A 12662-nucleotide genomic window follows, 5' to 3' on the forward strand; every position below is an offset into this window, starting at 1 on the left:
CTTTACGAAGAGGTCGTTTTTGATTTTTTAATCACTATTTCCACACGCCGATTTTCCTTCATGTGTTCATTTGTCTTGTTATCCTTTACTGGCTTTGTATCCGCATAACCGACAGCAATAAAGCGCTTGGAGGGAAGCTTCTCTTTAGACGTGAAGTATTGAATAACCCCACTTGCCCGTGCTGCTGATAGCTCCCAGTTCGACGGGTATCGGTATGTCGAAATGTTTCGGCTGTCTGTATGCCCCTCCACCTGAATGTCATTTGGAATGGTTTGAAGAAGAACGGCAATTTGGTGAAGAAGTGTTTCGGCATTTTTCAGCACCTTTGCCTCACCTGTATCAAACAGCACAGCCTCCTGAAGAACGAGCACGACACCGCGTTCATCCCGTTTGGCTGTCATTTGGGCCTTCAAATGATTGTCTTTTATATATGTATTTACTTTCTTGAGAAGCTGATCCTGCTGATCCTCTTGCTTCTTCGTATCAGATGGGGATGTATTCTTTTTTTCTATGGATGTTTGGTCCGGCTGAAGCCCGTTGCCTTCCTTCTGGATCGAGTCCACTGCCGCTTTAAATTTTTGCAGATCAATTTGGGACATCGAAAAGAGTAAAATAAAGAACACAAGGATCAAGGTGATCAAATCTGTAAAGGTTACCATCCAGCTGGATGAAGATTGACTGTTTTTTCCGCTTCCATTCCTTCTTTCAAAACGTTCTCTTCTAAGCTTCATGTACAGATCCCTTTTTTGTTTTTACTTGTTTTGGCTGCTTCTGCCATTCTTCCCGTGAGCTGAAAACGACCAGCTGGCTTTCAAGGTTGCGCGGGTTTTTTCCGGATTGAACACCGATAATCCCTTCCACCATTACCTGCTTGATGAAAATTTCACTTTCTGTTTTCTCTTCAAGCTTAGCCGCGATCGGGTTGAAGACCATATTTGCCAGTAATGAACCATATAAAGTCGTCAGAAGCGCAATGGCCATGTTTGGTCCGAGCATATGCGGGTCGTTTAAGTTTTTGAGCATCAGCACAAGCCCGACGAGTGTTCCGATCATTCCCCATGCCGGAGCGAATTCTCCCGCTTTTTCAAAAACTCGCCGCCCTTTTCGGTGCCGTTCCTCCATTGCTGCGATTTCTGAATCCATGACGAGCCGAATCGTTTCTTCATCCCAGCCGTCAATCGCTAAAAGCAGCCCTTTTTTCAAGAATGGATCTTTGATTTCCCGAGCCTGATCGTCCAATGATAAAAGCCCGTGTTTTCGCGCGTGATCGGAAAGGGAAACAAAGGTTTTCACAAGATCTTTCACATTGTCTTCCTGGCGGATGAATGCCTGCTTTAACACAGAGGGCACTTTTTTCAGCTCTCTTGGCGGAAAACTGATAAAAACAGCGGCGCAAAGTCCCCCTGTTACGATGAAGAAAGAGGTCAGATCAAGAAAAGAGCGGAAACCGCTTACTCCCGATCCTGAAATAATCCCGATAACAATAATAATCGTTCCTAACACAAATCCAACAGGTGTAAGATAATCAAAACGTTTCATCATTTCTCCCCATGAAAAAAGCAAGAATTCACCATAAAGGTGAAGCTTGCTCTTTGTTTTTCTTATGACTTGGTTGACTTTCTTAGCTCTATACGGTGCGGCAGTTCGACGATATGCTCTTCAACCGGCTCTTTATTCATGAGCTTCGTCAGCAATCTCATCGCAACGGCGCCAATATCATATGTCGGCTGAACAACTGTTGAAAGCTGCGGACGAACCATGAGGCTTAATCTTGTATTATCAAAGCCGATAATGTCGAGATCCTCCGGAATGGATAAGCCCTGATCCTGAGCAGCATGGATAATGCCGAGTGCCATTTCATCAGTTGCAGAAAGAATGGCTGTCGGTTTTTTATCCAGGCTCATCAGATGCTGCAGTGCTTCGAGTCCGGAATCATATGTGTAATCCCCTTCAGCTACAAATTGTTCATTAAACGGAAGGTTCGCTTCTTCAAGCGCACGTTTGTAGCCTTGGAGTTTTTTCGAACGGTTGATCGGTTCTGTCATTGGTCCGGAAACGAACGCGATGTCTGTATGTCCTTTATCAACCAAAAGCTTCACAGCATCATAAATCGCCTGTTCGTAATCGATAGCGACTGACGGTGTTTCCTCCTGCTCTTCTACAGAAGCGGCAAGTACAATCGGCACTGGGGAACGCTTAAATTCCGCCACATGCTCGTCCGTAATGTTTCCGCCCATAAACACGATGCCGTCCACTTGTTTGCCGAGCATTGTGTTTAACAAGTGCAGCTCTTTCTCCATGTTTTGGTCAGAGTTGCTCAAAATAATATTGTATTTATACATTGTCGCGATATCTTCAATTCCGCGTGCAAGCTCTGAATAGAAAATGCTTGAGATATCGGGAATGATGACACCTACAGTTGTTGTTTTTTTACTTGCCAGTCCTCTTGCCACCGCGTTTGGACGGTAACCGAGACGTTCAATGGCTTCCAAGACTTTTTTCCTCGTTGTCGGTTTTACATTCGGGTTGCCGTTCACGACACGGGAAACGGTTGCCATGCTTACATTAGCTTCTCTCGCTACATCGTAGATCGTAATATTGCTCATCCTAAAACCACTCCTTTTACTGGATACACTTATCCTTATCTATAGCATAAACACTTTATGTAGAGAAATGTCATAATGTCCGAATTTATGTCGTTTATGATTTGTAAGCGTAAGTCAGTAGTGTACATTATTTTTCATTATTCATCAAATTTAATTACTTCTCATGAAATTATACACGTTTTTATAGATGATGAAAACGTATACTTGGTTTTTATAACTAAATAAACGAGAAAGCATAAAAAAAGGCCGCAGGCGCGGCCTTTTGGATTGTTCAATTAAGCGTTGACTTTCACCATTGGCTTCAGTTCATTCAGCCATTTTTCGAATTCAGGAATCGCCATTTGCTGAGCAGAGTCAGAAAGTGCGACTGACGGATCAGGGTGAACCTCAGCCATTACGCCATCTGCACCGATCGCTAAAGCGGCTTTAGCTGTCGGAAGCAAGAGGTCACGGCGGCCTGTTGAATGCGTAACATCAACAAAGACTGGCAAATGCGTTTCTTGTTTCAAAATCGGCACAGCTGAAATATCCAGCGTGTTTCTCGTTGCTGTTTCATATGTTCTGATTCCGCGCTCACAAAGGATAATTTGGTCATTTCCTTGTGACATGATGTATTCAGCAGCATTGATGAATTCAGAGATCGTTGCAGCAAGACCGCGCTTCAGAAGCACTGGCTTTTTCACTGCGCCGGCCGCTTTCAGCAATTCGAAGTTTTGCATGTTGCGCGCTCCGATTTGAATGACATCAATGTAGTCCAGCGCTTCTTCGATATGAGCCGGAGTTACGATTTCACTGATAACCGCCAGATCAAATTCATCCGCTACACGTTTTAAAATTTGAAGGCCTTCAACACCAAGCCCTTGGAAATCGTATGGGCTCGTACGAGGCTTAAAGGCTCCACCGCGCAAAATTTTAATCCCTTGTTTTTTCGCAGCTGCAGCGACTTCAGCTACCTGCTCATAGCTCTCTACCGCACATGGGCCGACAATGAATCTTTGCTGGCCGTCTCCGATTTTTTCGCCTTTGATATCAACAATTGTATCTTCAGGTTTTTTCTTGCGGGAGACAAGCAGCGCTTTGCTGTGATCTTCTTCCTGAAGCTCTAAACCGGCTTTGAATATCTCTTTAAAAATGTGCTGGATGGTTGAATTTTCGAACGGCCCGTCATTGTTTTCAATGATATTGTTTAACATTGTGCGTTCTCTGACAGGGTCAAATCGGTTGACACCCTGTGCTTCCTTCGCTTTACCGATCTCTTTTACAACATTTCCGCGTTCGTTGATTAGTTTTAAAATTTGTAGGTTTAATTCGTCTGCTTTCTGCCTTAAAAGCTCTAACTCTGTGTTGCTCATTTTTTTCATCCTTTCCCTGCACATTCATTTTTTATTTTGTAGTTATCATGCATCTTACTATAAGTAATTCCAAATAGAAATACTGAAATACAAAAAATTTTATAAAAACTCTACTTTATTACCCAAACGCTTTTAAGTGATAAAGTAATCTATGAAGCTATCCTACATGATGTGAGGGCAATGTTCAAGGGTTTTTTACAAAAAAAGCGCCAGATGATATCTGGACGCTTTTTTCTATGACAAATGCTGCTCAATAGCGGCTTCTGTAATTTGTGAATGTGAGGTATGCCATTTCACTTCACCGTTCTGGATGATGAATATCTGAGGGCTTTCATGCTTGACCCCGTATGTTTCTGCAATGAAATTTGACAGCGGCCGGGCTTCTTGTACTTGAAGATAGTAAGCCGGCACATCCTCATGCTGATTTGCAAAGGCATCAAACTCATGAAATGCTGCCTGGCTGATCGGGCATGTGGTGCTGTGTTTAAAGAAGACGAAAGCGCCTTCCTGTTCTGCAATCCGTTTAAATTCTTCCTCAGATTGAATAAGCTGTTTAGCCATGACTCAAGCTCTTCCTTCCCTGCTCAGCGATTCAACTGCTCAGCCTGTTTTTGTGCATCTTTCAGTTCGTCTTTTACATCTTCTTTCGTCTGGAGGACTTGATCTTTTGTTTCATCGGCTGCCTGCATCGCTTCTTCCCTCATATCTTGCATTGCAGTCGATGAATCCGTTTTGTCAGATTTGGAACGGTCTCTTAAATCCTTTACCTTGTTCATGATCTGCCCAGACTGATCCGCTACAAGCTGTGTGATGTTGGAAGTTTTGTCTTTTGCGATGCTGACATATTGCGTGCCTTTTTCCTTCGCATCTGCCGTCATTTTATCAGTTTTGTCCCGTAAAGCAACAGCCTGGCTGCCGAGATCGTCGCGAAGTTCTTTGCCTGATTTAGGCGCTAGAAAAAGAGCTGTAGTGGCACCGATGATTCCCCCGATTAAAGTTCCGATTAAAAAATCTTTACTATTAATTCCATCTTTGCTCATCATTATTCCTCCTCTTAGTATTTTTTTCTCTTACAGGGCTGATTTTTTCTTTTGCTTCCATTTCTCCCAAATTTCCATTGCTGCTTGACTCCATGTGACAACTTGATTGATCTTATCTTGATTTTCTCTAACTGATGCCGATACAGACCCTGCCGCTTGTTTCATGGATGTATTGAACTGCTGTACAGAAGCTCCCACTCCTTGAACAGCATGAACGACCGTATTCAGCTTTTCTGATTTTTCCTGAATATCTTCAGCCAGGCGGTTGGTCTTATGTAAAAGCTCGGCTGTTTCAGTTGTGATGCCCTTCATTTGTCCCTCCAGCCCTTCAAGAGTGGATGCGACGTTTTTTAGTGTCAGCTGCAGTGACTTCAATGTTTTAGACAAGTAGATCACTAATACGAGAAATGCAACTGCGATGAGTGCAACGCTCAAATAAAGAATAATAATCATCTCAAACCTCCTTGCTGCAGGATATACTGCTGTTTACCCGTTTTCTTCAATCATAAACATGTGTACTGGGCTGTATACATACTATTCTCCGTTATGTAAGAAAATCCTTTAATAAGCTTTTCCATCAGATAAATAAAAAGCAGTGAGATCACTGCTTTTTATTATGCCATGACGTTTTCGTAGGCTCTCATATATTTTTGGATATCTCCTGCTCCCATGAAGATGAGAACGGCTTTATCATGAGCTTTTAAAACAGATGTGTCATCTTCTTCAATCAGCTTGGCATTATGAATTTTTCCCTGGAGATCGCCGATCGTCAGCTTTCCGGCATTCTCACGGGCTGAGCCGAAAATATCGCATAAATACACACAGTCAGCGCCGCTCAGGCTTTCTGCAAATTCGTCAAGGAACTGCTGCGTCCGTGTAAATGTATGAGGCTGGAATACCGCGACAATTTCCCGATCAGGATATTTCTGTCTTGCCGCCTCAATTGTCACTTTTATTTCTGTCGGATGATGAGCATAGTCATCGATCAGCACTTGATCCCCAAGCTGCTTCTCATTGAATCTGCGTTTGACGCCCCCAAAGGATTTGAGAGCATGCTTAATGATGCTGGAATCAATTTCTTCATAATGGCATAACGCAATGACCGCCAATGAGTTTAATACATTGTGGTGGCCGTACGCAGGAATATAAAACGTATCATAGAACGTATTGCGGACAAAGACATCAAAAGTTGTCCCTTCCGTGCTTTTTACGATGTTTCTGGCTTGAAAATCATTTTCTTCCCCCGTGCCGTAATACACAACCGGGACGTTCGCATGGATTTTCGGCAGATGCTCATCGTCTCCGCAGGCAATAATGCCTTTGTTGACTTGAAGAGCCATCTCTTGGAAAGCGTCAAATACATCGTCAATGCTTGAGAAGTAATCAGGGTGATCAAAATCAATATTCGTCATAATCGCATAATCTGGCTGATAGCTTAAGAAATGGCGGCGGTATTCGCACGCTTCAAACACAAAGTATTCGCTGTTTTCATTTCCCTGGCCTGTTCCGTCTCCGATTAAGAAAGACGTCGGTTTTGCGTTTTGGATCACGTGAGCCAGCAGACCCGTAGTCGACGTTTTGCCGTGTGCGCCCGTAACGGCAACACTCGTGAATTTTTTCATGTAGTCGCCTAAAAACTTATGATAACGTATCACCGGAATTCCCTCAGACATCGCTTTTTCTATTTCAGGATGCGTGTCTGGGAATGCGTTTCCGGCGATGACTGTCATGCCGGGTTTAATATTTTCCGCGCTAAAAGGAAGAATCGTAATATTTCTTTTTTCAAGCGCTGTTTGCGTAAAAATAAATTTTTCGATATCCGATCCTTGGACAGTATATCCATTATCATGAAGTATTTGGGCAAGCGGACTCATACCGGTCCCTTTTATTCCAACAAAATGATAAACAGTCATAATTGTACCTCCAACAAACGTCTATCTGTTCCCCAGTATATGACGCTCATTTCAATTTGCGACCGCGGCGGCTGAAAAGCCTCCCTTAGCGGCGTATTTTATATGTTTTGTTATGTTTAGTATCAGGTTATTTCTTTCCGATTAAACCCAGATATCAAGATTTGTCTATGCACAGCTGCTGTAAAGCGGCATAGCTGTTAAATGCTCTAAACACTATCATACCATGTTTGGTGTGAAAATGAACCCATATTATTCGTTTATTAAATCACTTGCTGTGATCAGCACCTCCCGAGGCTTGCTTCCTTTTGCCTCAGAGATCATGCCTTCCGCTTCCATCATGTCGATCAGCCTTGCCGCACGATTGTAACCGATTCTGAATCTTCTTTGCAGGCTTGAAGTGCTCGCACTGTTTTGCTCTACAACAAACTCACACGCTTCGTAAAACAGTTCGTCCTCTTCTTTCAGGGCAGATCCTTGTCTTACGAGCTCTTCTTGTTCAAATAAATAGGTCGGCGGCATTTGGCTTCTGACGTGGGAAACGACGCGGTCGATTTCCCGGTCTGACACAAAGTTACCTTGCAGACGAACCGGTTTTCCCGAGCCGTTTTCCAAAAAGAGCATATCCCCTTTTCCGAGAAGCTTTTCTGCACCGGCTATATCAATAATTGTTCGGGAATCAACCTGGCTTGAGACAGAAAAGGCGATTCTCGTTGGGATATTCGCCTTAATCAGACCCGTAATGACATCGACTGACGGACGCTGAGTGGCGACGAGAAGATGGATACCGCACGCTCTGGCTTTTTGGGCGATCCGCGCAATGCTTTCTTCCACATCGTTTGGAGCCACCATCATCAAATCTGCAAGCTCATCAATAATGACAACTAAATACGGCAGCTTTTCACCCATTTGGTGTTCAGCGGTTAATTGATTAAAGCGGTCAATGTCGCGGACACCTGAATGGGCAAAAAGCTCATAGCGGCGCTCCATTTCCTCAACGACCCATTTTAAAGCAGCTGTAGCCGCTTTGGCGTCAGTAATGACCGGGCTGACGAGGTGAGGAATTTTATTGTAAGGGGCCAGCTCTACCATTTTCGGATCAATCAGCAGCACCTTTACCTCACTCGGGTCAGCTTTATAAAGCAGGCTTACTAATATTGTATTGATGCATACGCTTTTTCCGGAGCCTGTAGCGCCGGCAATCAAGCCATGCGGCATTTTCTTCAAGTCGATAACAACAGGATTTCCCGAAATATCTAATCCCAGCGCAGCTGTGAGCGGTGACTTGCTTGTCCTGAAAGCTGAGCTGCGAATCATTTGGCGCAAATCAACCACCTTGCTCGTGCGGTTCGGCACTTCAATTCCGATCGTGTTTTTCCCCGGAATCGGCGCTTCAATCCGAATATCTCTCGCTGAGAGACTGAGTTTAATATCATCGGACAAGTTGGTGATTTTATTCACCTTTACACCTGGTTCAGGATGCACTTCAAATCTCGTGACAGACGGACCCTGGGTTACATGGACCACATTGGCGCGGACATTGAAGTTTTTCAAGGTTAAATCAAGAAGCTGACGCTGTTCTTCGATCCACGCAGTATCATCTTGAACCTGCGCTGGCGGGACATCAAGCAGTGCAACATTCGGAAATACATAGCTGCCGCGGCGCTCCTCTGCTTTTTGCTGTTTATGCGTATCTCTTTTCAGCATCATCACATTAAAAGGAACGGATGGTCCTTTTTGAGAAGATGCGCTTTGTTCGGTGCTTTTCTCCTGTACACCAGGCCTTTTTTTCGGCTCTTCTGAAGCTTCGCGAGGTTTGTCTGCGCGAATTCCCTGCCGGTTTTCAAGAGTTGCAGAAAACGATTTGGAACCCTGCTCCTTGTGTTCAGTTTTCCCAAGCTCTGTATGGCTGTCTGGCTGAATATCTATCTTCGTTTCCTGAGCCTCTCCCAGGATGTCATAATGATTATTTATTATGCTGTCTGATGGCTCTTCTGATTCTTTTGCCACAGTTTCTGCTTGAGCCAGAGCCTCTGATGAATACTCATGATCAGTAAATAAAGGCTCTTCCTGACGAATTTCCATTTGTTCTTCTTGAACGAACGGGGACTCAGCACCTTCTTCCGCGTTTTCATGATGATTGTATACTGGGCTGTCTGACGGCTCTTTTGCTTTTTCATCCTCAGATACTGCCTCTGTCTGAGATTCAGGAGCTGTTTGCTCTTCATCAAGTTCAGCGGAGAAAACAGGCTCTTCAAATTTCTCTGACTGCTGCTCCCTTTGTTCTTCCTCAGCCGTTGCAGGCTCTTCGCGGCCTACTTCACTGTCTGAAAGCCCTTCAGCCGCCGTATCTGTGAGCATCTCAGGCGGTGTTTGCTCTTCGGCTTGTTCAGCTGGGAAGAAAGGCTCCTCTTTTTCCGGCTGTTGAACGCCTGACTCAAATGGCACTTTGTTACCTGACGGCTCGGCTGGCCGTTTCGCCAGCGCCTCATCATGCTCCGTATCCTTTCTGTTTAAAACGCCAGAAGGCTGTTTTTCAAATTGGGTATCCGGGAAGAAAGGACTTTCTTTTTTGGAATGCGCCTGTGTGTCTGATGCAGGATAGCCGCGTTCACGTTCGATCTCTTCTGACAGCAGTGTTACCTTCTCTTTTACCGATTTATCCGGTTCGTTCAATGTTTCAGAAGGCTTTTTCGGCACATCCTTTTTAACAGATGGTTTTTGATTGAATCCATAGACAGGCGAAGGGATATTTGTCGGTTTAAACGGTTTCTTCGCCGGCTCTGCTGCTTGATATGTATGCTGCTCTTCTTCATTTCTGGGACGCTCTCTGTAAGGTGCAGCACTTGGACGAGGCGCGGATTTCGGTTCGTCCGATGGTGTGCGGCGCCTTCTCATGTCATGATTTTTGTATCCGTCAGGCACGACTGGAAAACGGAATTTGCCTTTTGGATATTCATAATATATTTTAGGATCTTCCAATCTTTTTAATTGTCCTTCAGGATGATGTACTTCTTGTTGCTGCGGAATTTGAGCGGGTTTTGTCTCCCGTTCAGCATCCTCTTCGCTTTCGCCTAAAAACAAATCAAAAAATTTATGAAGCCAACTCATAATTTATCTCTAACTCCCTTATAGTTTTCTGGGACGGTTTTTAGTATACCACTGCTGGTCGGCCCAGAAAAGATTAAGCTATCAGCAGAAACAAAGCCGCTAAACAAGGGCTTAGCGGCTTTTCACATGATTCGTTTTTTTTGGCGGATTTATGGGAGTCTAAAACTGAAATGCGTCTCCCGCCTCATAGTCTCCTTCTAACACAAGGATTCCTTTTTCAGCAGGGGCATCCGGCAAATCAAGCTCTTTCGCTGAGCAGATCATCCCGCTTGACGGAACGCCACGAAGCTCTGCATCCTTAATGACAAGTCCGCTAGGCATCACAGCACCGACTTTGGCAACGACAACTTTTTGGCCTTGGTCAACGTTAGGCGCGCCGCAGACGATCTGAAGCGTTTCTTCTCCTACGTTGACTTTACATACGCTTAATTTATCCGCATTCGGATGTTTTTCTTTTGATTCTACATAACCCACAACAAACTTCGGAGATAAATCAACGACTAATGTTTCTTCAACGCCGTTTCTGTTTAAAATCTCATTCACATCTTGCACGAATGTTTCTGAGAGCGCAACAGGGCCGTTTTCATCAATGGTCAAGTAAGAAGACGCATTGAAAATGTTGAAGCCCGTTGTTTCTTTTGTTTCGTTATTGAAAATTTTGACGACATCGCCGTGTTTTTCATAGCCTAATTGTTCGCGTGTCACATCTTGAAGAGAGATCAGGAGCGTGTCTCCCACACCTTCTTTATTATAAAAAGCGTTCATAAGTAAAAATCCTTTCTAATCCTTTTTCGGACGGCTTTTCGCCAGGATAAACACCGGTTCCAGCTTTCCTTCATTGTACAAAAATGATAGGGCGGTAATCGGGACGGTGCCGCCTGCAAAGAAGCTCATCGACATTTGTCCTAGAATATCATACCCCGATTCATTTCGGATGTCAGCAAGAATCAAAACGTCCTGATGAGGAACAGAGATCGCCAGCTCCCCTTCTGCATGCTGCTTATATTCATTTAAGATCGCTTCGTTCAAAATCCGGCTTGCGTCGTATCCGTCGTTTGCCCTGAAGAAATAAAAGTAATTGCCGGCAACCGTATCCTCTTTGACAACCGTCGGCAGGGAACGGAGATTAAATGCGGCCGTCTCTCTGATCCGCTCTTTTGTCCAGTTTTCTTTCTCAAGCATGCGCTGGTCAATTAAACGGTAGGTTTTCCCGAGATCAAGCGCGTAATAAATTCTTGTCTCTGCGGTATGATCGTCATAAATGAGCGGGATATCTTCACTGGACTTGTCCGGGAAGGAAGTCGAGCGGATGACCGGATAAATGCGAGTTTCTTTCCCGGTCATTTCCTGAGCCTTCCCTTCCATTGCCGTCATCGCTTCGGAGACATAGTACACGATCTCATCAATGGCTTCGTCTTTTTTCAGTTCCCATTTTGCAATAATCGGCGGCAAATCGAGTGTAATCCCTTTTTTAGTCGTTTGATCCTCAACACGGAGGGTGTCTTTTTCTCTGTCAAACAGAAAGGAGCGATTCTCGTGCTGAAGGCGCTGTTTCAGTATATCTGACAGCTTCCTTGAGGTCATTTTCAAACCGATGTCCTCCTTTACGCTTTAGCGAGAGAGTCTGTTAAAAACTGTTCAATTTCTTCTTTTGTTTTGCGGTCTTTGCTCACAAAACGATTTACTTCTTTTCCTTCATTAAACACCACAAAGCTTGGGATTCCGTAAATTTCCCACTCTGCACATGTATCAATGAATTTGTCACGGTCTACGTAGTAGTAGGTGAATTCAGGGAAATTCGCTTCCAGTTCAGGCAGGAAAGGCTCTACAAAACGGCAATCCGGGCACCAATCGGCTGAAAACATAAATACAGACCAATCATCCTTTACCGCTTTTTCCAGCTCTTGAGTTGCTTCAATTTTTTTCATTTCATATCCCTCCAGTTGTTTATGTTCTTACATGTTTTTTATCGATACTCGTCCATTTGGATCATACCAAACTGCTTGAGGCAAAACCACTTATATGCAACGAATGAATATGTAAGATTGGCTTTCCCATTATCATTATCATATTTTATTTGCATTATCAAGCTCGTTTCGTTTAACATCGTGTACATGAGGGTAAAATTTACAGATGGACATACATAAGGAGGGATTTTTATATGGAGTTTATCGTCTATTTAGCAGGAGAAATCCACAGCAATTGGCGCGAGGAAATTAAAGAGAAAACAAAATCACTGAAGCTCCCGATTACGTTTGTTGGCCCGATGGAGAATCATGACCGCTCAGACAATATTGGTGAAGAAATTATGGGCGTACAGCCAAATGCCGTTTTAAAGGATGACAAAGCCTCTGACATCAACAACTTCAGAACCGCCGTCCTGATGAATAAAGCAGACTTTGTGATCGCCCTGTTTGGCGAAAAGTACAAACAGTGGAACACGGCAATGGATGCATCATATGCGATCGCAAAAGGAAAACCCCTGATTATCATCCGGCCGGAATCGCTCCACCATCCTTTAAAAGAGCTTTCCAATAAAGCGAATATTACGGTTGAAACCGTTAACCAAGCCATTAAGGCCCTTTCCTATCTATTTGAAACAGAATAAGAAAAAAGCTTGTCGATCCGGGCTTACTGCTCGTT

The 12662-nt window shown here is 44.0% G+C and carries 14 protein-coding genes; 1 reads left to right on the forward strand and 13 read right to left on the reverse strand.

The features are described from left to right. Positions 1-2 precede the first annotated feature (2 nt). From motS to MKY10_RS15760, 13 genes are all read right to left on the reverse strand, one after another. On the reverse strand, positions 3-731 hold the full coding sequence (gene motS / locus MKY10_RS15700) for a flagellar motor protein MotS (protein ID WP_003229290.1): 729 nt from the start codon (positions 729-731) through the stop codon (positions 3-5). Then, positions 721-1539, reverse strand: coding sequence for a flagellar motor protein MotP (gene motP, locus MKY10_RS15705; protein ID WP_015251446.1), 819 nt, complete (start codon positions 1537-1539; stop codon positions 721-723). Before motP ends, motS begins: the two co-directional genes overlap by 11 nt. A 62-nt stretch (positions 1540-1601) precedes the next feature. Continuing rightward, positions 1602-2606, reverse strand: a complete 1005-nt coding sequence (ccpA, locus tag MKY10_RS15710) for a catabolite control protein A (RefSeq protein ID WP_017695488.1) — start codon at positions 2604-2606, stop codon at positions 1602-1604. 275 nt (positions 2607-2881) lie between these two features. After that, a complete protein-coding gene (locus tag MKY10_RS15715) occupies positions 2882-3958 on the reverse strand; it encodes a bifunctional 3-deoxy-7-phosphoheptulonate synthase/chorismate mutase (protein ID WP_003223454.1) in 1077 nt (358 codons plus the stop codon). 234 nt (positions 3959-4192) lie between these two features. Continuing rightward, positions 4193-4519, reverse strand: a complete 327-nt coding sequence (gene ytxJ, locus MKY10_RS15720) for a bacillithiol system redox-active protein YtxJ (RefSeq protein ID WP_014480571.1) — start codon at positions 4517-4519, stop codon at positions 4193-4195. Between the two features lie 23 nt (positions 4520-4542). Further along, on the reverse strand, positions 4543-4998 hold the full coding sequence (locus MKY10_RS15725) for a YtxH domain-containing protein (RefSeq protein WP_004398549.1): 456 nt from the start codon (positions 4996-4998) through the stop codon (positions 4543-4545). A 30-nt stretch (positions 4999-5028) separates the two neighbouring features. Beyond that, on the reverse strand, positions 5029-5451 hold the full coding sequence (locus MKY10_RS15730) for a DUF948 domain-containing protein (RefSeq protein WP_003229276.1): 423 nt from the start codon (positions 5449-5451) through the stop codon (positions 5029-5031). Between the two features lie 161 nt (positions 5452-5612). Continuing rightward, positions 5613-6911: a UDP-N-acetylmuramate--L-alanine ligase gene (gene murC / locus MKY10_RS15735; RefSeq protein ID WP_003229274.1), complete on the reverse strand. Its 1299-nt coding sequence runs from the start codon at positions 6909-6911 to the stop codon at positions 5613-5615. A gap of 249 nt (positions 6912-7160) precedes the next feature. Further along, complete coding sequence (gene sftA / locus MKY10_RS15740) at positions 7161-10019, reverse strand: DNA translocase SftA (RefSeq protein ID WP_015251444.1); 2859 nt, start codon at positions 10017-10019, stop codon at positions 7161-7163. A 159-nt stretch (positions 10020-10178) separates the two neighbouring features. Continuing rightward, positions 10179-10784, reverse strand: a complete 606-nt coding sequence (gene ytpR, locus MKY10_RS15745; protein WP_003229269.1) for a YtpR family tRNA-binding protein — start codon at positions 10782-10784, stop codon at positions 10179-10181. 15 nt (positions 10785-10799) lie between these two features. Beyond that, positions 10800-11609 (reverse strand): DUF1444 domain-containing protein, encoded by an 810-nt coding sequence (locus MKY10_RS15750; protein WP_009967991.1) that lies wholly within the window; start codon positions 11607-11609, stop codon positions 10800-10802. A gap of 14 nt (positions 11610-11623) precedes the next feature. Further along, positions 11624-11947, reverse strand: a complete 324-nt coding sequence (locus MKY10_RS15755) for a thioredoxin family protein (protein ID WP_015251443.1) — start codon at positions 11945-11947, stop codon at positions 11624-11626. 38 nt (positions 11948-11985) lie between these two features. After that, positions 11986-12102: a hypothetical protein gene (locus tag MKY10_RS15760; protein WP_004399150.1), complete on the reverse strand. Its 117-nt coding sequence runs from the start codon at positions 12100-12102 to the stop codon at positions 11986-11988. Positions 12103-12180: 78 nt separating this feature from the next. Here MKY10_RS15760 and MKY10_RS15765 point away from each other — a divergent pair, with 78 nt between their 5' ends. After that, complete coding sequence (locus MKY10_RS15765; RefSeq protein ID WP_003229263.1) at positions 12181-12627, forward strand: YtoQ family protein; 447 nt, start codon at positions 12181-12183, stop codon at positions 12625-12627. The last annotated feature ends 35 nt before the right edge of the window (positions 12628-12662 follow it).

This window comes from Bacillus sp. FSL P4-0290, assembly GCF_037975435.1.
In the GTDB taxonomy this organism is placed as follows: Bacteria; Bacillota; Bacilli; order Bacillales; family Bacillaceae; genus Bacillus; species Bacillus subtilis.

Coding starts and splice junctions, on each gene's coding strand:
- MKY10_RS15725 (WP_004398549.1), bottom strand. CDS start 4,998: ATGAGCAAAGATGGAATTAATAGTAAAGATTTTTTAATCGGAACTTTA.
- MKY10_RS15755 (WP_015251443.1), bottom strand. CDS start 11,947: ATGAAAAAAATTGAAGCAACTCAAGAGCTGGAAAAAGCGGTAAAGGAT.
- motP (WP_015251446.1), bottom strand. CDS start 1,539: ATGAAACGTTTTGATTATCTTACACCTGTTGGATTTGTGTTAGGAACG.
- ccpA (WP_017695488.1), bottom strand. CDS start 2,606: ATGAGCAATATTACGATCTACGATGTAGCGAGAGAAGCTAATGTAAGC.
- sftA (WP_015251444.1), bottom strand. CDS start 10,019: ATGAGTTGGCTTCATAAATTTTTTGATTTGTTTTTAGGCGAAAGCGAA.
- motS (WP_003229290.1), bottom strand. CDS start 731: ATGAAGCTTAGAAGAGAACGTTTTGAAAGAAGGAATGGAAGCGGAAAA.
- ytxJ (WP_014480571.1), bottom strand. CDS start 4,519: ATGGCTAAACAGCTTATTCAATCTGAGGAAGAATTTAAACGGATTGCA.
- murC (WP_003229274.1), bottom strand. CDS start 6,911: ATGACTGTTTATCATTTTGTTGGAATAAAAGGGACCGGTATGAGTCCG.
- ytpR (WP_003229269.1), bottom strand. CDS start 10,784: ATGAACGCTTTTTATAATAAAGAAGGTGTGGGAGACACGCTCCTGATC.
- MKY10_RS15730 (WP_003229276.1), bottom strand. CDS start 5,451: ATGATTATTATTCTTTATTTGAGCGTTGCACTCATCGCAGTTGCATTT.
- MKY10_RS15760 (WP_004399150.1), bottom strand. CDS start 12,102: ATGCAAATAAAATATGATAATGATAATGGGAAAGCCAATCTTACATAT.
- MKY10_RS15715 (WP_003223454.1), bottom strand. CDS start 3,958: ATGAGCAACACAGAGTTAGAGCTTTTAAGGCAGAAAGCAGACGAATTA.
- MKY10_RS15765 (WP_003229263.1), top strand. CDS start 12,181: ATGGAGTTTATCGTCTATTTAGCAGGAGAAATCCACAGCAATTGGCGC.